Here is a 19,105-nt window from a genome sequence, read left to right on the forward strand (position 1 = left end):
ATCTGATCGTTGGAGCTCGTAATCCTGATCTATGAAATACCCTATCCAAAAATGGAAACGTTATCGCAAACAGCGGCGGAAGAATAAACACAAACGGGAACGAAAGCCGATACCCCGTATTGCAGTTCCCAGCTTTTTCACTTTGATGAACCTGTTTTGTGGATTCCTGTCGATTATCAGTATCTCGGAAGGAAGCCTCTATTTCGGGGCCTGGCTGATCGTTTTTGCGGGACTTTTTGATGCGCTGGATGGCTTTATGGCCCGGCTGTCGAACGCCACCAGCCAGTTTGGAATCGAGCTCGATTCAATCAGCGATGTCGTCTCTTTTGGAGTGGCGCCGGGATTTCTGTTATACCATTTCGGCCTCAACGAGCTGCCGTTTGTTGGAATTATCCTGAGTGCGTTGCCTCCGTTGTGCGGAGCGGTGCGCCTGGCCCGTTTTAATGTGGATGCCCAAGAGGGACGAACCGACTTTTTTAAAGGATTGCCCACCCCGGCGCAGGCGCTTATACTGGCCTCGTTTTACCTGACGTTTTATGACCGGCCTGACCTTTTTGCCGATTTTAAGAGTGGAATTAACACCGTCCTGATCCCGGTAATCGTGTTGCTCTCATTCCTGATGGTCAGCACTATTCCATTTGACAAAATGCCGAGCTTTGACAAAGCCTCGATCCGAAAGTATAAAGGGCGTATCTTTCTGTTTCTGTTCTATGGAATTGTGATTGTACTGTTCCAGGAGATCGGGCTGATGATTGTATTTTCGGCGTTTATTATCAAAGGTATTATTGTGGGAGGCATCACTTTTTGGCACGAGGCTTTTGGGGAGGAGATCTAGAGTATCGGTTACAGGTTGAAAGTTAAAAGTTGAAGGTTGAAGGTTGAAGGTAATTTGTAACCTGCAACCTGCAACCTTCAACCTTCAACCTTCAACCTGCAATACTTATTGCAGTGGCTGATTATTAACAGTGCACCGATGGTTTAAAAGTTAAAAATAATATTCAATGCCTATAGAATGAGCCGTTCCGAACCCCGTTTCAAAAGGGATCAGGCTGTAGTTGAAGCTCAGTGCCTGCGTTTTAAGGCCTATTCCCATGGCCAGGGGACGGTCGGTCTGCCCCGTCTTGTAGCCCCCGCGTACCTCGATCAGTTCCGCCACCTCGAAAGAGATTCCCACGTTGAAAAAGTGATTCGCTGCCGCTCCGGGCTGATGTTCCAAGAAAGATATATAATCCCCATATAAGGTAACCCAAACCGGCAGTGTGGGATTTTTCGGCGGAAGAAATCGGAAAAGTCGGGCAACGATTCCGGCCCGGATATTGGAGGGCAGATCGGTGGCTTGGTTGTTTAACTTGTTCATCTTCCCCACACTCAGGAGGGAAGCACCGGCTCGCAGCCGTCCATTCATCCAGTAGCTTGAGACGCCCACGTTAAAACTGTAGCCGGAGGCGTGATTTACAAAATATTCTTCCCGGATAAAATGGGCAGCCGCCCCTATGGATATATTGTTGAAAGCTTTGGCATACCCCCCCGATAGCGAAAGATAGTGCACTGAAAACGATCCCTCCGAGGGTCCCGGCACCGATCGGGCCTCAAAATTATCCGAGCGGCTGTTGAGTAACCCGAAAGCCAGGGATTGATTGTTATTTTGCTTCAGGTTGACCGCAATGTGACTGTTGTAAAGATCCGCAATCCACAGCGTGTAATCGGCAGTGAGCGTGGAAGTGGTATCGAGCGCGAGGTTTGCGGGATTCGTATAGATTGAAGAACCACCCATGGGGAAGGCTGTGACTGCTTCTCCCAGGGACAGCGAGCGGGTATTTGGACCGATATTCAGGAAATCGAGTCCGTTTGACTGCGCTCTGAGGGATTCAGCCCCCGGCAGTAACAGTGCGGTAAGAAGAATGAAACGTAATTTCATAGATTCAGCTGCAATCCGAATATGTGCATGGTAGAGACGTAATTGGGCTCGGGTACAAAGGCGTAATCTACAGAAGGTGCCAAAAGATCAAAAGGCAGATGCACGGAAAACCCGGCACTGAAATTGTTGCTGGTTGCGATCGAGCGAAGATTACCAACCTGCCATCCCGCTCGCAGCGATACCTGTTCGTGGATACGGTAGCGTCCCCCGGCCCGCAGCTGAAATATCGGGTCAGAACCGGGGGACGGTTCCAGTAATAACCCGGGATCGAGGGCTACCAGCAGGTTTTGGAAAAGCTGATACGAAGCCCCGATCCGCAGCTGTGTTGGGAATTCGTCAACATTTGTACCGCTTGAGCTATCGCCATACAGCGTACCGGTATTCCAGGGATATTCTGCAAGCAGATCCTGAATAACCAGTCCCAGCGTCAGCGTGGGGGATACCTTGTATAGCGTTCCAAGGTCAAACCCAAAACTGGTGACGTTTTGGAGTGCGGCGTGAAAGTCTGCAAGGTACAACTTGATGCCGACGCCCAAATTCCATCGGGGAGTAAGCCGGATCCCAAAGGCGGAGGCGAACTGGTACTCATTCGTTGAAAGCATCTGTGTATGGTATCCACTCCTGGTACGACCATCGATATTGTCCACGCCGGCATTCAGGATTGAGAAGGAAATTCCCGCTTTGGGAGGCAGTGGCAGGGCCCCGTTAAGCTGGTGAAGCGTACGGTCAAATTTCATCAGGGAGGTTGAAACATCGAGCTGGCGGCCGTTGATGTTACGGGCAGCATGCGCGGGATTGTAGTAGCTGTAGAAGCCATCTCCAGGGGTGCTGCTCATGGCGTTGCCCATCGACATCCCCCGGGGACCAAATCCCAGCCGTGAAAAGGAACCGGCCAGCCCGCCGGCCTGTGCCCAAAGACAGGAAGGAATAACAATAAAGCCGAAAACAAGTACCGGCAACCAGCAACAGGATGTGCCGGGACCACAGCGATTGTGTGCTTTTTTATACTTCATGATCAATCCAGTACTAATATTTTTCCTCGGGCTGTATTTCCCGGCGACTCCACCAGGTAGAAAATGGGGCCGTTGGCAACACGTTCGTCATTTTTGTCGCGTCCGTTCCACACGGCCTCATACGTGCCGGCTGCAAACGAGCGGTTTTCCAGTTCGCGAATCAGGTTCATTCCAAAATCAAAGAGTCTGATCTTGACCTCTCCCTGCCGTTCAACGCGAAATTTTATACGGACGATCTCCTGCCGGGAGTGGGAAAACGGGTTGGGATAGGCAAAGGAATCGGTCTCTGGATCGCTGTTTTGATACTGGTTGCCACCCGCCAGAGGGAAGTTGACCCTGGTAATTTCCCAGGTCTTTCCGCCGTCCGGGGTAGAAGCGAGTCCGTCGGAGGTGCCAATCCACACCCGTTGCTCTGTGACAGCCACACTGTAATAGCGGGCAGAGGCCTTGATAAATGAGTCAGCACTTTGGATCTGTTCAACCTCTCTCCAGCTATCCCCCTTGTCGGAGCTTATGTACAGTCCCTCGTCACCTGCAGCAAATACACGATTTTGCATAAAGCCAAGATCATTGATCCGCTTACCCGTCAGAAACGGTACCGGCTCAAATGTTTTTCCGCCATCTCCGGTCCGTACCACACCGTATTGTTCATTTTCGGTAACGCCGGAAATCCAGTTGGTCAGCCAGATATCGCCCGTGGAGGGTTGCTGTTCTATTTCGATAATCCAGTTTCCCAGCAAACGGCTCCCATCAACCTGGATATGGCTCCATCGGACGCTGTCTTGGGGAGCCGAAAGTGCGTCCGATGAGATGTTGATCCCTCCCGCCGTGCCGGCCCAGACATTTCGATCACTGTCAATCAACACCGAAAAACCCAGCAGGTTTTGATCCGATCGCGGGTCGTAGCGGTTTGAGCCATCGGCGGTGGAAAAAGTATAACGCTCCGAGGGCACAAGCTGGTCGGCCGACTGTGGGGGGAGAACCAGGCGTTCCCAGTGCTGTCCAAAATCGCGACTCCGGAGGATACCGGAGGCCCAGTTGGCCGTAACGGCCGTATTTCCGGAAAAATCAATTTCAAAGGGGGGAGACTGCTGCGGCACGATGATCGGGAGCATCCGGTAGGAATGACCGCCATAGATCAGGGTGGTGTCAGCTTCTGAGTCGAGCGGCAGAGGCCAAAACGACCAGTGATCGCCACCATCGGTGGAAAGATGATAGCCAACACCGGTTTGCACCGTCCCGTCCGCCTGCTGCAGGTTAAATCCCAATCCCGCAAGAACAGTATCAGGAGCCAGCGCCAGTGAATAGACACGCCCGCGTCCCGCCGTAACGCTGTCAGCCCCTTCGGGCAGGAACCAGTGTTCCTGATTGCCGATATTGCGATTTAATCCCGGCCCGATCCACAGCGTGTCTCCATATGATTCCATAATGGAGACGCTGTTTTGCTCAATTGATCGGAATGGAGAGGGTACCGGCCCGACAACCTGGCCTCGCGTGGCGGGAGGAAGCAGCAGGATCAAAGTGGTAACAAGGCTCGTAAGCGCAAAAGTGGGTTTTTTCATTACTCCTTGTTGGATTGCTCAAGTTGATCTATAATATTGTTTATTGGTCAGGATAACAAAGCAGTTGATTTTAGCGAATCCCCCCGTTATCTTCGAGGCGAAATGCAGAAACACGATGTTCATATTACCCGCAATTGGTGGTGGCCTGTTTGGAGTATCCGCCAGGCAGTGGGTAAGGTATGAACTGACCTTTAGATTTTAGTAGCAGAACCCACTGTTCCTCAAAAGGAAGTGGGTTTTTTTATTGTCGTGACTTGTTAATCGTTGTCGGCTGTGTACCGGTTTCATGATGTCGATAACAAAAAAGGAAATGAATGAAATACGACCAATTTAAATCGCTGGCCGGGGAGTATAACGCAATCCCGGTGTATCGTCGCCTCATGGCTGATGTGTTAACACCGGTTTCACTTTTTTTGAAGATCCGGAAAGAGACTGAATATCCCTTTCTGCTGGAATCGGTAGAAGGTGGTGAACAACTTGCCCGCTATTCTTTTTTGGGTCGGAATCCTTATCAAATTCTGCATTACAGTGGCGGCCGGGTGACGCTCCGGAAAGGAGAGCAAGCGTGGAAAAAACTCGATTGCTCCTATTTTGAAGCACTCAGGGATCTTACCACCGAATACAGTGAGCCGAAATTATCCGGCTTGCCGCGGCTCACCGGCGGTGCCGTGGGATTTTCTTCCTACGATACGGTGCGCGACGTGGAACACCTGCCCGATCAACCGGAAGATGATATCGATCTGCCGGAGGCGATATGGGCTTTTTATGATGAAATCTTTGCCTTCGATCACGTAAAGCAGCAGATTATTATCATTAAGACTGTTTTTGTTGACTCGGACGAGGCCGTAGATGAGCTCAACCTTGAAACCCTTTACAACAGTGCACAGCAGCGCCTTGACCAGCTGGAAAACCTGGTGACGAAACCGGTTAGCCCTGCCGAACCGTTTGATATTTACCCGGAACGGCTCAAAAGCAATATGGAGAAGTCGAAGTTCGAGCAGATTGTGGAGACGGCAAAAGAGTATATCTATGAGGGGGATATCTTCCAGGTGGTACTTTCCCAGCGGTTCGATACCGATTTTGAGGGCGACCGTTTTATGCTCTACCGCGCGCTTCGGATGGTCAATCCCTCGCCATATCTTTTTTACCTGGATTTCAACGATTTTGCGCTGGTTGGCTCATCCCCCGAGGTGCTGGTGCGGGTACAGGACGGCACCGCAGAACTGCTGCCGATTGCGGGAACCCGACCCCGGGGCGACACCCCGGAAGAGGACCAGGCCCTGGAAGAAGAGCTCAAGAACGATCCGAAAGAGATCGCCGAACACGTGATGCTTGTTGACCTGGGGCGGAATGACCTGTCCCGCGTTTGCAAGTCCGGGACGGTAAAGCCGGTACGCAACCAGGTGATCGAGCGCTATTCCCATGTCATGCATATCGTGTCGGATGTCCGCGGCGAACTCGCGGAGGGCCAGACCGCCGTGGATGCCCTGATGCAATGCTTCCCGGCGGGTACGGTCAGCGGAGCTCCCAAAATTCGTGCAATGGAGATCATCGATGAGCTGGAGCCCACCAAGCGCGGCCCCTACGCCGGGGCGGTGGGTTATTTCGACTTTTCGGGCAACATGGACACCTGCATCACCATAAGAACAATGGTAGTCTCCCGGAACAAAGTGTATATTCAGGCGGGAGCCGGCATTGTGGCCGACAGCGATCCGGAGAACGAGTATTTCGAAACGAAGGATAAAGCCGGGGCACTTGTCCAGGCATTGAGTGTGGCGTTGGATATCACTTAGCGTATTACGTATCGCCTCGATATAATACGCAGTACGAAATACGCAATACGAACACGGAATTATATTGAAAACTCAGTAATAACTAATGGAGCAAGAAGCTAAACCAAAGACTATATTATCCGGTATAACCCCTTCGGGCAAACTGCATTTGGGTAATTATTTCGGCGCTATCCGCCAGCACATCCAGATGCAGGAAAAGGGCGATGCGTTCTATTTTATCGCCAACTATCACTCCCTGACCTCGATCAACGACGGGGAGGAGATTCGTCAAAATACCTACGATATAACACTGGATTACCTGGCGCTGGGACTGGATCCCGAAAAGTGCACATTTTTTGCGCAGAGCGACGTGCCGCAGGTAACCGAGCTGGCGTGGATATTAGGCACCTTTTGCCCGGTCAGCCTGATGGAGAAAGGCGTTGCCTATAAAGACAAAGTAGCCCAGGGACTGAATCCCAATATCGGGTTGTTTACCTATCCGATTCTGCAGGCCGCGGACATCCTCATATACCATTCCGACCTGGTACCGGTGGGGCAGGATCAAAAGCAGAATATTGAGATCTGTCGCGACCTGGCGGGTAAATTCAATCACCATTATGATGGAGAATACCTGAAGCTGCCGGAAGAGCATATCGTGGAATCGGTGGCTGTGGTCCCCGGCCTTGACGGGCAGAAGATGAGCAAGTCGTATGGAAATACGATCGGTATTTTTGATGAGGGAAAAACGTTGAAAAAGAAAGTGATGTCGATTAAAACCGATTCCACCCCGCTGGATGATCCCAAAGATCCGGATTCCTGCAACGTATTTGCGCTGATCAAGCTTTTTGCCGAAGAGGAGAAGCAGAACGAGATCGCGGAAAAGTACCGGGCCGGCGGGTATGGATACGGGCACGCCAAAAAAGAGCTGCTGGGAATGATTAATGAATATTTCGGGGAAGTCCGCGAAAAGCGCAGGAACCTGGCGAAGAATATGGATTATGTGACCGACGTAATGCGCGAGGGAGGCAGGAAGGCACGCGAGCGTGCCGAAAGCGTGATGGAACCTGTACGGGAGGTAACCGGTATTGTCCGAAACTTTAATATTTTGGAAGAAGCCAAATGATTTTAATTATCGACAACTACGATTCCTTCACTTATAACCTGGTTCACATTGTGGCGGGCCATACCGATGCCTACCGGGTGGTGCGCAACGATGAGATGACAGTAGAAGAAGTCCGCGAAATGGCTCCCGCCGGAATCCTTATCTCCCCCGGACCGGGCCGGCCCGGCGAGGCCGGTATCACGGAACCGGTGATCGAGGCCCTTGGCGCTCGGATACCAGTACTGGGCGTTTGTCTTGGGCACCAGGCGATAGGAGAGGTGTTTGGAGGAAAAGTGGTACACGCACCGAAACTGATGCACGGGAAAACGTCGCAGATCCACCATGATGGCAAAACCATATTCAACGGCATCGCTGATGGATTTACGGCTACCCGCTACCATTCGCTGGTCCTTGATCCGCATCAAATACCGGGAGCACTGGAAGTAACAGCCCGAAGTGAAGATGACGTTGTCATGGGGGTGCGTCATCGCCAGTTCCCTGTTGAGGGAATCCAGTTTCACCCGGAAAGTATCCTGACCGACGCAGGCCCCCGGCTCGTGGCCAACTGGCTGGACAGTGTTGGAGTCACAAATATTACAAAAAAGGTATAATTAAGCAGGATATCGGAAGGACCTATATTGGCTGCTTATATAATTGAACACGAAGTTTCGCAGTTATTTATTAACTTTTTGTAGCAAAAGGCATGGAAAAATTTACTGATATACTTGAAAAACTGCTCGATGGGAAGGATCTCACAGATGATGAAGCCACCTCGGCCCTGCAGTCGATTATAGAGGGGGAAGTCAACGATCCCCAGACGGCCGCGTTTCTGTATGGAATGCGGGCCAAGGGAGAAACCATATCGGAGCTTACGGCGTTTGTCCGCGTTATGCGGGATGCGGCGATCAAGCCGGAGGTAGATGTTGAGGGGGCAGTAGATCTTTGCGGAACCGGCGGCGACCAGGCGGGAACATTCAATATCTCGACGGCCGCGATGTTTGTTGTTGCCGGCGCCGGAGTGCCCGTCCTGAAACACGGGAACCGTAGTGTCTCCAGCAAAAGCGGCAGTGCCGATGTCCTGGAGGAGCTGGGGGCGGTTATTGACCTGAAAAAGGAGGGAGTGGAAGAGGTCTTTAACGAAACGGGCCTGGTTTTTATGTTTGCCCCCAATTTCCATCCCGCCATGAAGCACGTGATGCCTGCCCGCAAGGGTCTGGCAATACGGACGTTTTTCAATATCCTGGGGCCGCTGCTGAATCCCGCGGGAACCCGCCGGCAGATGATCGGGGCCTTTAACAAGGAAACGGCCCGCACGATAGCGCACATCCTTGCAAACCTCGATACCCGTTTTGCCTACACGGTGAATGCCCACGACGGGCTGGATGAGATAAGCCTGACGAGCCAGTCTGAAATATATGAACTCAAGGATCAATTTGTGTCAGATGCGATTACCTTTGACCCGCGATCCCTGGATTTTGACTGGGTTGACATGGAGGAGCTGATGGGAGGGGATGCACGGACCAATGCCGCGATTATGCAAAATATTATGAAGAATAAAGCCGCGCCGGCCCAGACAAACATTACGAAGCTTAATGCCGCGTTCGCCATCCATGCAAGCGGCAAAGTCAAACACCTGGATGAAGCCAGGGAGCTGGCCGAAGAAAGCCTCCGATCCGGAGCAGCCCAAAAAGCGCTGGAACGATATATCGAAGCTAGTAACGACATCGCGTAAATCCAGTTATGGCCACTATTTTAGAACAGATTGTTGAACAAACGGCGATCGATCTCAAGAAACGCCGGAAGCAGGTCTCACTCAGAGACCTGGAGAGTATGGAGTGTTTTGAGCGGAATCGGCGAGATTTTGCGGAAGCACTTGCCGGGAGTGAAACAGTTTCAATTATCGCGGAAATAAAAAAGGCATCGCCCTCGAAGGGACTGATCCGCAGGGATTTTGACCCAGCGCGTATCGCAGGCCAATACCAGCGGGGCGGGGCGGCAGCCCTTTCGGTATTGACCGATGAACCCGCTTTCCAGGGACACCTTGAGTATCTTGAAACCGCTTCTAAAACGGTTGAAATCCCTTTGTTGCGAAAAGATTTTATTATCGATCCATACCAGGTCAAGGAAGCCCGCGCCTATGGGGCGGATGCCGTGCTGTTGATTGCTGCCATAACAGAAGGGAATCAATTGTCGGAGTTGCTGGCGGCGGCGCGTGATTTTGAAATTGACGCCCTGGTGGAGGTTTACTCGGAGGAGGACCTGGATGTCATTGACTTAACCCAGGTCGATATTCTGGGCGCCAATAACCGGGACCTGCGCACGTTTGAGGTAGACCTGCACCGCGGTATCGGGCTTCTTCAGAAAGCTGAGGATGGAACGGTGCGAGTATCGGAAAGTGGACTCAGTTCTCCCGAAGACATCAGGCTGCTGCAGGAACAAGATATCCACGCTGCCCTTATAGGGGAATATTTTATGCGTCAGCCGGATCCCGGGGAAGCGGTTAGGCAGCTGATCGAAGGAGCCAAAATATTAAAAGCAGAAAAGGAAGAAAACTTTGACAAATGAGATATCTGCGCACGGGAAAAGGTCACTTAAAAATGAATTAAGTTGAATACACGGCCACACCAGGACCGGGCGAAACGCCGCTTTGCAAAGAATCCTGAAAAGATTTCCTAATTAGTTAGAAAACAGATGTTTGCTGATCGTTCACAACGAACAAAAGTAAAAATATGCGGACTCACGAACCTGCAGGATGCACGGTTTACTTCCGGGGCGTTGGCTCACTATATGGGATTTGTGTTCTATGAGGAGAGTCCGCGTTATATCGAACCGGGAGAAGCGGGCGCCATCATCAACTGGATTGAAGGTCCCGAATGTGTGGGGGTATTTGTGAACCAGCCGCTGGATGATGTGAACATGATTGCGACCCAAACCGGGATAGATCTGGTACAGCTGCACGGCAATGAGTCGCCGGAATACTGTGGACTGATCGAAAAATCTGTGGTCAAGGCGATCCATGTAAGCAGTTCGGATTCGGCCAAAAGTATTCACCGGAAGGTGGAGCCGTACCGGTCACAAGTGGATTACCTGCTGTTTGACACCAAGGTAGACGGGCTTTGGGGCGGTACCGGCCAAACATTTGACTGGAATATCATCAGGGATGTGGCTGACGGAATTCCGTTTTTTCTCTCCGGTGGACTGGATGTTCAGAATGTTCGCCGGGCTTGCAAAGTTGCCGATCCCTATGCCGTGGATCTTTCCAGCAGCCTGGAGAGCAAGCCGGGTAAAAAAGAGTATGACAAAATTGAAGCGTTTATGGATGAGATGCGCGACATATGGAACCTTCAGGAGACAGGAGACCTGTAGGAATTTAAAATCCAAATTGATCAAATGACAAGATCTATGAAATACGATTTGCCGACAAAAGAAGGGTATTACGGGAAGTTCGGGGGGAAATTTGTCCCTGAAATTTTGATTCCGGCCATTGAAGAGCTGGAAGCCTCGTTTGATGATGCGTGGAGCGATGCCGCTTTCCAGCGGGAATTTCGATCGCTGCTTAAAGAGTATGTCGGGCGCCCGACTGAACTGACCTATGCCAACCGCCTGACGGAGCACTATGGCAAGGCTCGAATCTACCTGAAACGGGAGGATCTCTGCCATACCGGCGCTCATAAAATAAACAATGCGCTGGGACAGGTACTGCTGGCCCGGCGGATGGGGAAAGACCGCATTATTGCCGAAACCGGTGCGGGTCAACATGGAGTGGCCACCGCTACCGCCTGTGCAAAGTTTGGGGTAAAATGCATTGTGTATATGGGGGCTGAAGACATTGAGCGCCAGAAGCTTAATGTCGATCGTATGCGGCTTCTTGGAACCGAGGTCCGGGAAGTGACCAGCGGCTCTCAAACGCTGAAGGATGCCACGAACGAGGCGATCCGAGACTGGGTAACCAATGTGGATGACACGTTTTATGTCATCGGTTCCGCCGTGGGACCTCATCCCTATCCCAAAATGGTGCGCAGTTTCCAGCGTGTCATCGGTGAGGAAACAAAGGAGCAGATCATGGAGGCCGAAGGCAGGAGTCCGGACTACCTCGTGGCCTGTGTCGGCGGCGGGTCAAATGCCATCGGGTTGTTTGCGCCCTTTGTGGATGAAGAGTCTGTCAAGATGTACGGTGTTGAAGCCGCCGGCCTGGGAGCTGATACCGACCAGACGGCCGCCACGATCACCATCGGTACTGAGGGAATTTTGCACGGATCGAGGAGCCTGCTACTCCATGACAGGGAAGGGCAGGTTCAGCTGGCCCACTCCATTAGTGCGGGCCTGGACTATCCCGGCATCGGCCCTGAACATGCCCACCTGTTCGAGTCGGGCCGCGTCACCTACCGGGCGATTACCGATGAACAGGCAATGGAGGGCGTAAAGCTGCTTTCCGTTACCGAAGGCATCATCCCGGCCCTTGAAACAGCACACGCGGTGGCATACCTTGACCAATTGATGCCGGAAACTTCAGGGGGTGAGATCCTGGTCCTCAACTGTTCTGGCCGCGGGGACAAAGATATGACTACCATCTCCAAACATCTTTAGCACATTGGAGCGGAGTGCCCTGATTTGCCCATGCCCAGCTGTAGTTATCCCGATCATTTTCCTGTACCCTTTATTTTAAATGACCAAATATGATATATAATGATTGAAACCGACCGACAAAATCGTATCAAAAAGCTGTTTGACCAGCACGATTCTTCCAAAATTATGAGCTTGTTTCTGACGGCCGGCTACCCCGACCTCGAGTCGACCGTAGACCTTATCCTCGGTTTCGAAGAAAACGGGGCCGAGCTGATCGAGCTCGGCATGCCGTACAGTGATCCACTGGCCGACGGACCGACAATCCAGTATTCCAGTGAGGAAGCCATCAAAAATGGCATTACGATGGACAGGATATTCGAGATGGTCAGGCAGGTGCGGCAAGAGTCCGGGATCCCGATCATCCTGATGGGATATATGAATCCCGTGTTGCGCTATGGAGTGGAATCTTTCTGCGAGAAGGCTGCCGACGTTGGGGTCGACGGGCTCATCATCCCGGATATTCCCCCGGAGGAGTCCGCGCTGATCGACGAAGAGGCAAAAAGCCACGGTCTTTCGATGATCTACCTGGTAGCTCCCAATACGTCGGACGAGCGGATGCGAAAAATCGATGAGAAGTCGGAAGGATTTGTGTACTGTGTGTCAGTGACAGGCGTAACCGGGGCCCGCGAGGGGGAAGAGGTTGCAAAATCGGTAGCCCGGTTTATTGATCGGGTGAACGAAAATATTGTGAAAAATCCCAAAATGATCGGCTTTGGCATACGCTCGCATGAAGACGCTGAGCGTATTGCGGCAAAAGCCCAGGGTTTTATTGTAGGCAGTGCACTCATCGACAACATACGCCGTCATTACCCTGAAAACGGCTGGAAGGAAAAGGTGTTTGCTTTTGTTAACAGGTTGAAGTATGGTAAGCAGTAATAATCAATTTAAAGTAATTTCCGATGAAGTTTTTAAAATCGATAATTCTGGTTCTCCTACCTGCCATCGCCTTTCTCTCCTGTGATGGTGACTACCGCAGGGAAGCCCAGGGGCAGTTTGGGAATGTGGTGGTTTTGATGGATTCCACCCGGTTTGACAGCGAAACAGCCAATGCGATCCGGGCTACCTACGGCGGAAAAATCGAATATTTCCTCGGATATGAGCCCCGCTTCAATTTGACATTCAGGGATTTTGAAACCAACGAGGAGCTGGAGGAGATCAAATTCAATAAAAATATTATCGTTGCCTCCCCGATTGATGCTGAAACCAATGTGGGCAGCTTCGTCAGGGCCCTGTTGAGTGATGAAGTGGAAGAGGCGGTGAGAGCAGGTGAGGCGTACGCGTTCCCCCTTCAGAACCGGTGGTACCGCAACCAGTGGACCATGATACTCAGCTCCGAGAGCGACTCAGCACTGGCCTCCAAGATTAGGCGTGGCCAGGAAAATATTGTTCAAAGTCTTGTGGACAAAGAGCTGGCGCGCTGGACCGAAGAGATTTACGAGAGAGGGGAGAAGTTTGCTATAGAAGATTCCATGATGGCCAATCACGGCTGGAAAATACGCGTACAACACGATTATTACACCCACCTGGATACCTCTTACGTCGATGAACAGGGCGAGACCAATTACTTTTATACGCTGCAGCGGCAGTTGCCCAACAACGATCGCCGTTTCTGGGCATGGTGGAAAGAGGATGTTCCCAACATAAATTTTATGGATCAGGACTGGATCAACGCCAAGCGCGATTCCCTGTGGAAAAAATGGATCCGTGGTTCGCGCGACAGTTCCTATGTGACAACAGAATATCGCATTTCACCCCGAACACGATCGTTTGAACTGAATGGCGATATTGCTTACGAAACGCTTGGCTGGTGGAGGATGACGCATGACGCGATGGGCGGACCGTTTGTCAATCTCACTGTTTATGATGATGAGACCCAGCGACTGTTTATGCTCGGATTTGTCCAATTTGCCCCTAAATATCAAAAACGGCGATTCGTACGCCAGTTCAGGGCGATGGTTCGGACATTTGAAAGCGATTCTACCTGGAACCAACCCGATTTGGCAACCAATAATTAACCAATAACCACACCAGGTGTCGGAACGAGCACAACAAAGGCATTTTATTGACCAGGCCCTTGAACTCCGTACACAGGAAGACCGGCTCCGTACCCTTCAGCCGTTAAACCCCGGAGAAGACGGTATTGAGGTCACACGGGACGGAGTGAACTTAGTCAACTTTTGCTCCAACGATTACCTGGGCCTGTCGCACCACCCGAAACTCCGGGAGCGTGCCCGGCAATATGCGGATAAGTATGGAGTCGGATCTGCAGCCTCCCGGCTTATCAGCGGTACCTATACCATTCACACACGGCTGGAACGCAAAATTGCGGAACTATTTAATGCCGAGGCGGCCCTCCTTTTCAACAGCGGTTTCCAGGCCAACAGCACCATTCTCCAGGCACTGACAGATCGAAATTCGCTGATTTTGGCTGACAAGCGGTCTCATAACAGTTTGCTGCAGGGAGCACTCCTGAGCCGGGCCACATTCCATCGGTTTAATCACAACGATATGGAGCACCTGGAGAGGTTACTTGAAAAGGGCACCTCCAGATCCTATAACCGGATTTTAATCGTCACCGAGACGGTTTTTAGCATGGACGGCGACCGGAGCGACCTGGAAGCGGTCTGCAGGCTCGCGGAACGGTATGAGGCGCTGCTGTTCGTGGATGATGCTCACGCGGTTGGTGTATGGGGCGAAAGGGGACGCGGGCTGGCTTTTGATCAGCCGCGAGTGGATCTTACCCTCGGAACGTTTGGCAAAGCGTTTGGCGCGTTTGGCGCATTCGTGCTGTGTTCAGAAAAAATAAAACAGTACCTGGTCAACTTTTGTCCCGGATTTATCTATACGACGGCCCTGCCTCCGCCCGTTGTCGGTGCCCTGGATGCCGCTGTAGACCTTATTCCCCGTTTGGAAGCGGAGCGCACCCGGTATCACCAGATAATCACAACCCTTAGACAACAAATTAATGAATACGGGTTTGATACGGGAGGCTCTGCTACTCAGATTATTCCTGTGATTATTGGGGATGACCGGGAAACACTGCAGCTGGCCGATTTTATGGAGGAGAATGGAATCCTGGCCACCGCTATCCGACCGCCGACGGTACCTGAGAACAGTGCCCGTATCCGGTTGACGATCTCAAGCAAACACCAGGCCCGGCATATTGATCAACTTACAAAAGTACTTCGGAGGTGGAATGAAGGATAGCGCTCAACTGGTTGCCTGGCACGGCTGGGCTTTTGACCGCACGTGCTGGGAGCCTTGGGAGAATGTGCTCCCGGATCAAATCTTGCTACACCCCTCCGACAGGGGGTATTGGGGAGATCCCCTGACCGTAAAAGTCATTGATGACCAGGACATAACGCTCGTATTCACTCACTCCTACGGGTTGCATCTGTGTCCCGGCCAGCAGCTTGCCCAGGCAGACATGGTGGTCATATTTGGTGGTTTTCGGGAGTTTCATCCGGTTGCGGCCCAGTTCAACAGAAGATCAAAACTTATTCTGAATAAGATGATTCAGTCTCTTGAGGAAGATCCTGAACCGGTACTTCAGCAGTTTATGGAAAATGCCTATAAGCCTGAGCAACCACCGGAAATCGACAGCAAAAAGGCAGATCACCAACAGCTTTTGCACGATCTCCGGGCGCTTAATCAGTCTTCGCTGGACATACAATCACTGAAAAAAGGACAAAATATCTGTATCCTTCACGGTTCCTCTGATGCTATTGTTCCCAAAACAAAGGGACGTGAGCTATATAATATCTTCCAGGAAAACGCCACCTATTTTGAAGTGAGAGGAGCCGGACATGCGCTGCCGTTCACCCATGTTGAGCAGTGCTGGGCTTTTATTCAGCCCGAGATCGAGAAATTGTTTGACTAGGTAACATTCTTCCCGGCGTTAACTCAACGGAATCGATCGCATTGAGAAATAATTCAGGAAAATTATAGCAGAGCAACAACGTGATGAGCGAAACCAAAAACTTCACCAAATCAACCATACGGAGCAATTTTGGAAAAGCGGCCCCTTATTATGATAATCACGCTGAGGTTCAACGCGGAATAGCGGACCGCCTGATCGCATCCCTGCGACCGTGGATCGATATACTGCCCAGGGGCCCCATTCTTGAAGTGGGCTGCGGTACCGGGTTTGTGACCGAGGGTCTTATTGAACTGCTGCCGAATCGCCGGCTGGAGGTCACCGATATTTCGCCGGAGATGGTTGCAATATGTAAACAGAAATTTGGGGATCACGACGCAGCTACATTCCGGACCCTCGACGCAGAGAATCTCGATGTGGAGCCGAAAACGTATGCCATGACGGTCAGTGGGTTTGTAGCCCAGTGGTTTGAACACCCGGCGATTACCCTGGGACGGTTCCTGGAGGCGACAAAGCCTGGCGGACTGCTGCTGGGGTCGTTTCCGGGTCATGAAAGTTTTCCCGAATGGAAGGAGGCGTGTCGCGATCTGGGCCTCCCCTACACCGGCAACGAGCTGCCCGACACCGAAGAATTGCTGGTCAAGCTCTCCGGGGGACCCGTACAGGTTGACTACTTTGAAGATACCGTGGTCCAAAGGTTTGAAAGTGCGGCCCATTTTTTCCGCCACCTGAAGAAAATGGGCGCCGGAACCCAGCAACAGGGACGGCACCTCTCGCCCCGGGAAATGAAAATGCTCGTCACTCACTGGGACAACAAAACGAGTGGTAACATTGAGGTTAGCTACCACGTGGTGTTTATTGCGGTCAAGCGTAATTTTGACTCGTAATGCAGCTGTTATCGAGGATCGGCCTCCCCGGGGATACCTTTTGTTTACAAAAAAGGGTGTTATTCATAAATTCCGTGGAGATAAAAATCGACCATTGCCGGTCAAATGAAGTGTCGCCAACATTCGAATTGCGCAGTGAACTTTACTAAATCTTAAAATCGTGCATAAGCTACCCCCCGCATTTTTTGTTACCGGTACAGATACCGGCATTGGCAAAACCGTGATTTCAGCGCTTTTAACCCAGGGATTGAACGGTACCTACTGGAAGCCGGTTCAATCCGGACTTGAAGAAGAGACCGATACCCAGTTTGTGCAGCGGGTTACGAATATATCTAGCCAGCAGTTTGTTTCCGAACAGTACAGGCTTACAGAACCACTTTCACCCCACGCGTCCGCGGCTATCGACGGAATTGAGATAGAGTTTCACAAATTTGAACTTCCGGATTTTGAAACAGGTCACCTGGTGGTTGAAGGAGCCGGCGGATTGATGGTTCCGTTGAATAATGAGTATATGATTATCGATCTCATCAAATATTTGAACCTGCCCGTTCTGTTGGTATCCCGAAGTGAGCTGGGGACCCTGAACCACACGTTTCTCTCTCTCGAGGCGTTGCGCTCCCGCAGCATCGATGTTTTGGGAGTTATTATGAATGGACCCAAAAATGACAGTAATCGCCGGGCTATTGAAAAGTACGGGAATATACGGGTACTGGCAGAGATTGAGCCGCTGCAACAGATCGATGCCCCGACCCTCCAAAAAGAATTTGAGAAACATTTTCCTGACCTGTAATCAGCCGGCAAAACAGACTGGTAACGGAAGGCGGAATTTTATCCCAAAATGGCACACCTGGAAAGCACTACAAGTGGGCTTTGCAAAACCAGGGATTTTGGTCAAGATCAACCCCTGAACGGATTCGGAACCGCAGTTTATATCTCATAAATGAGGATTTCAAATCCGCGAAATTGACGATATTGGCCAAAACAACAGATTTGCAAAGTCCTCTACAAGTTTAAATTCATTGTAACAATTCTCCACAGAATCCCAAGATTTAACATTTCTCATGCACAGAAACATTTGGTATCCCTTTACCATCATCAAGAATGCACCAGAACCGCTGAAAGTGGATAGAGGGAAAGGACTTTGGCTGGAACTGGAAGACGGTCGCCGCATAATGGACTGCATCTCCAGCTGGTGGGTAAATATTCACGGTCACGCGCACCCGAAGATAGCGGATGCCATCCGGCAACAAGCCCACAAACTGGAACAGGTTATTTTCGCCAATTTTACGCACGATCCCGCTGAACAAGTTGCCGAACAGCTTACAGACCGTTTGCCGGGTGATCTAAACCGGGTATTTTTTTCTGATGATGGATCCACGGCCGTGGAAGTGGGTATGAAGATGGCCTGGCAGTACTGGAAAAACAGGGGCGAGGAGCGCAAGACGTTTATCTGTTTTGAAGGCGCCTATCACGGTGATACTTTCGGGGCGATGTCGGCGGGCGGGCGGTCCGTTTTTACCGAGGTCTTTAGTGAGTTGCTGTTTGACGTTGAATTTTTGCCCTATCCCCATACGTGGATCGAAGACGACTCTGCGGAGGAAAAGGAAGACCAGGTCATCAACCAGCTGGAAGAGATGCTCAATGAAAATCCCGATCGCTATGCGGGTATCCTGCTGGAACCGCTGGTCCAGGGTTCCGGGGGCATGCGGATGTGTCGACCAGGTTTCCTGCAAAAGCTGCAGTGGGTGAAACGCCAGTATGGAACACTGCTGATGTTTGACGAGGTGATGACCGGCTTTGGACGCACGGGCCGGTGGTTTGCGAGCGACCGCGCCCAGGTACAGCCCGATATTATCAGCTTGGCCAAGGGGCTCACCGGCGGGTTTCTTCCGCTTTCGGTGACGGTTTCTTCTGATAAGGTTTATGAAGCCTTTGACAGTGAAGATCCCCAAAAAACATTTTGGCACGGGCACAGCTACACAGCCAATCCCATAGGGTGTGCGGCCGCTCTGGCTTCGATGGAACTGATGAACGAGCACGAACCGGTTTTCCGATCAATGGAAGATTGGCACAAAGAGGAGCTTGGCGCACTGATGGATCACCCAAAACTAAAAAAACAGCGCGTAACCGGTACGATTGCAGCCATGGAGATTGTCACAGACGCCGAGGATGGGTATCTGAATGAAGTAGCCGATCGCATCAAAAAGGAGTGCGTGGATCACGGTCTCCTGCTTCGGCCCCTCGGGAATGTACTGTACCTGATGCCGCCATATTGTACCACGCGCGATCAACTTACGACGATGTACCAGGGCATTCGGGCGTTGCTTGAGTAGATGTCCGCTAATGAT

Annotated in this window: 17 protein-coding genes and 1 pseudogene; 15 read left to right on the forward strand and 3 right to left on the reverse strand. The window is 51.4% G+C overall.

Annotation, left to right across the window (positions count from 1 at the left end):
* Nucleotides 1-31: 31 nt before the first annotated feature.
* A complete protein-coding gene (gene pssA, locus ACG2F4_RS08790; RefSeq protein WP_395259871.1) occupies nucleotides 32-835 on the forward strand; it encodes a CDP-diacylglycerol--serine O-phosphatidyltransferase in 804 nt (267 codons plus the stop codon).
* A gap of 150 nt (nucleotides 836-985) precedes the next feature.
* Here the strand turns inward: pssA and ACG2F4_RS08795 are convergent, their stop codons facing one another.
* From ACG2F4_RS08795 to ACG2F4_RS08805, 3 genes are read right to left on the reverse strand one after another with little or no spacing between them, the layout of a single operon-like run.
* Nucleotides 986-1,918, reverse strand: coding sequence for a PorV/PorQ family protein (locus tag ACG2F4_RS08795; protein ID WP_395259874.1), 933 nt, complete (start codon nucleotides 1,916-1,918; stop codon nucleotides 986-988).
* The gene (locus tag ACG2F4_RS08800) at nucleotides 1,915-2,931 is read right to left on the reverse strand and encodes a PorV/PorQ family protein (protein WP_395259877.1); all 1,017 of its coding nucleotides are present in this window, start codon (nucleotides 2,929-2,931) and stop codon (nucleotides 1,915-1,917) included. Before ACG2F4_RS08800 ends, ACG2F4_RS08795 begins: the two co-directional genes overlap by 4 nt.
* Nucleotides 2,932-2,933: 2 nt before the next feature.
* Nucleotides 2,934-4,493, reverse strand: coding sequence for a hypothetical protein (locus tag ACG2F4_RS08805; RefSeq protein ID WP_395259879.1), 1,560 nt, complete (start codon nucleotides 4,491-4,493; stop codon nucleotides 2,934-2,936).
* A 314-nt stretch (nucleotides 4,494-4,807) separates the two neighbouring features.
* Here ACG2F4_RS08805 and trpE point away from each other — a divergent pair, with 314 nt between their 5' ends.
* From trpE to bioA, 14 genes and pseudogenes are all read left to right on the forward strand, one after another.
* A complete protein-coding gene (gene trpE, locus ACG2F4_RS08810) occupies nucleotides 4,808-6,286 on the forward strand; it encodes an anthranilate synthase component I (RefSeq protein ID WP_395259882.1) in 1,479 nt (492 codons plus the stop codon).
* 85 nt (nucleotides 6,287-6,371) lie between these two features.
* Nucleotides 6,372-7,388: a tryptophan--tRNA ligase gene (trpS, locus tag ACG2F4_RS08815; protein ID WP_395259884.1), complete on the forward strand. Its 1,017-nt coding sequence runs from the start codon at nucleotides 6,372-6,374 to the stop codon at nucleotides 7,386-7,388.
* On the forward strand, nucleotides 7,385-7,978 hold the full coding sequence (locus ACG2F4_RS08820; RefSeq protein WP_395259886.1) for an anthranilate synthase component II: 594 nt from the start codon (nucleotides 7,385-7,387) through the stop codon (nucleotides 7,976-7,978). The genes trpS and ACG2F4_RS08820 overlap by 4 nt, the downstream gene beginning before the upstream one ends.
* A gap of 92 nt (nucleotides 7,979-8,070) precedes the next feature.
* On the forward strand, nucleotides 8,071-9,099 hold the full coding sequence (trpD, locus tag ACG2F4_RS08825) for an anthranilate phosphoribosyltransferase (protein WP_395259888.1): 1,029 nt from the start codon (nucleotides 8,071-8,073) through the stop codon (nucleotides 9,097-9,099).
* 8 nt (nucleotides 9,100-9,107) lie between these two features.
* Entirely contained in the window at nucleotides 9,108-9,932 is an 825-nt protein-coding gene (gene trpC, locus ACG2F4_RS08830) for an indole-3-glycerol phosphate synthase TrpC (protein WP_395259891.1), read from the forward strand.
* A gap of 126 nt (nucleotides 9,933-10,058) precedes the next feature.
* Nucleotides 10,059-10,733 carry a phosphoribosylanthranilate isomerase gene (locus ACG2F4_RS08835; RefSeq protein WP_395259893.1) on the forward strand — a complete coding sequence of 225 codons (675 nt, stop codon included), beginning with the start codon at nucleotides 10,059-10,061 and terminating at the stop codon, nucleotides 10,731-10,733.
* Between the two features lie 36 nt (nucleotides 10,734-10,769).
* The gene (trpB, locus tag ACG2F4_RS08840; protein ID WP_395259896.1) at nucleotides 10,770-11,954 is read left to right on the forward strand and encodes a tryptophan synthase subunit beta; all 1,185 of its coding nucleotides are present in this window, start codon (nucleotides 10,770-10,772) and stop codon (nucleotides 11,952-11,954) included.
* Between the two features lie 99 nt (nucleotides 11,955-12,053).
* Nucleotides 12,054-12,869: a tryptophan synthase subunit alpha gene (trpA, locus tag ACG2F4_RS08845; RefSeq protein ID WP_395259899.1), complete on the forward strand. Its 816-nt coding sequence runs from the start codon at nucleotides 12,054-12,056 to the stop codon at nucleotides 12,867-12,869.
* 23 nt (nucleotides 12,870-12,892) lie between these two features.
* Complete coding sequence (locus tag ACG2F4_RS08850) at nucleotides 12,893-14,008, forward strand: DUF4837 family protein (protein WP_395259902.1); 1,116 nt, start codon at nucleotides 12,893-12,895, stop codon at nucleotides 14,006-14,008.
* A gap of 16 nt (nucleotides 14,009-14,024) precedes the next feature.
* Nucleotides 14,025-15,200 carry an 8-amino-7-oxononanoate synthase gene (gene bioF / locus ACG2F4_RS08855; protein WP_395259905.1) on the forward strand — a complete coding sequence of 392 codons (1,176 nt, stop codon included), beginning with the start codon at nucleotides 14,025-14,027 and terminating at the stop codon, nucleotides 15,198-15,200.
* Complete coding sequence (locus tag ACG2F4_RS08860) at nucleotides 15,190-15,873, forward strand: hypothetical protein (protein WP_395259907.1); 684 nt, start codon at nucleotides 15,190-15,192, stop codon at nucleotides 15,871-15,873. The genes bioF and ACG2F4_RS08860 overlap by 11 nt, the downstream gene beginning before the upstream one ends.
* Before the next feature lie 83 nt (nucleotides 15,874-15,956).
* The gene (locus tag ACG2F4_RS08865) at nucleotides 15,957-16,757 is read left to right on the forward strand and encodes a methyltransferase domain-containing protein (protein ID WP_395259911.1); all 801 of its coding nucleotides are present in this window, start codon (nucleotides 15,957-15,959) and stop codon (nucleotides 16,755-16,757) included.
* A 160-nt stretch (nucleotides 16,758-16,917) separates the two neighbouring features.
* Nucleotides 16,918-17,547, forward strand: a complete 630-nt coding sequence (gene bioD, locus ACG2F4_RS08870) for a dethiobiotin synthase (RefSeq protein ID WP_395259913.1) — start codon at nucleotides 16,918-16,920, stop codon at nucleotides 17,545-17,547.
* A 268-nt stretch (nucleotides 17,548-17,815) separates the two neighbouring features.
* Nucleotides 17,816-19,090 (forward strand): annotated as a pseudogene (bioA, locus tag ACG2F4_RS08875) (adenosylmethionine--8-amino-7-oxononanoate transaminase); the annotation flags it as partial.
* Nucleotides 19,091-19,105: the final 15 nt, after the last annotated feature.

The sequence above is a fragment of the Halalkalibaculum sp. DA3122 genome (assembly GCF_043951865.1).
Lineage (GTDB): Bacteria > Bacteroidota > Rhodothermia > Balneolales > Balneolaceae > JAMQKA01.

Bases quoted from the DNA above. Each gene is read 5' to 3' on its own strand.
- pssA (WP_395259871.1), top strand. From the start codon at position 32: ATGAAATACCCTATCCAAAAATGGAAACGTTATCGCAAACAGCGGCGG.
- ACG2F4_RS08795 (WP_395259874.1), bottom strand. From the start codon at position 1,918: ATGAAATTACGTTTCATTCTTCTTACCGCACTGTTACTGCCGGGGGCT.
- ACG2F4_RS08800 (WP_395259877.1), bottom strand. From the start codon at position 2,931: ATGAAGTATAAAAAAGCACACAATCGCTGTGGTCCCGGCACATCCTGT.
- ACG2F4_RS08805 (WP_395259879.1), bottom strand. From the start codon at position 4,493: ATGAAAAAACCCACTTTTGCGCTTACGAGCCTTGTTACCACTTTGATC.
- trpE (WP_395259882.1), top strand. From the start codon at position 4,808: ATGAAATACGACCAATTTAAATCGCTGGCCGGGGAGTATAACGCAATC.
- trpS (WP_395259884.1), top strand. From the start codon at position 6,372: ATGGAGCAAGAAGCTAAACCAAAGACTATATTATCCGGTATAACCCCT.
- ACG2F4_RS08820 (WP_395259886.1), top strand. From the start codon at position 7,385: ATGATTTTAATTATCGACAACTACGATTCCTTCACTTATAACCTGGTT.
- trpD (WP_395259888.1), top strand. From the start codon at position 8,071: ATGGAAAAATTTACTGATATACTTGAAAAACTGCTCGATGGGAAGGAT.
- trpC (WP_395259891.1), top strand. From the start codon at position 9,108: ATGGCCACTATTTTAGAACAGATTGTTGAACAAACGGCGATCGATCTC.
- ACG2F4_RS08835 (WP_395259893.1), top strand. From the start codon at position 10,059: ATGTTTGCTGATCGTTCACAACGAACAAAAGTAAAAATATGCGGACTC.
- trpB (WP_395259896.1), top strand. From the start codon at position 10,770: ATGAAATACGATTTGCCGACAAAAGAAGGGTATTACGGGAAGTTCGGG.
- trpA (WP_395259899.1), top strand. From the start codon at position 12,054: ATGATTGAAACCGACCGACAAAATCGTATCAAAAAGCTGTTTGACCAG.
- ACG2F4_RS08850 (WP_395259902.1), top strand. From the start codon at position 12,893: ATGAAGTTTTTAAAATCGATAATTCTGGTTCTCCTACCTGCCATCGCC.
- ACG2F4_RS08860 (WP_395259907.1), top strand. From the start codon at position 15,190: ATGAAGGATAGCGCTCAACTGGTTGCCTGGCACGGCTGGGCTTTTGAC.
- ACG2F4_RS08865 (WP_395259911.1), top strand. From the start codon at position 15,957: ATGAGCGAAACCAAAAACTTCACCAAATCAACCATACGGAGCAATTTT.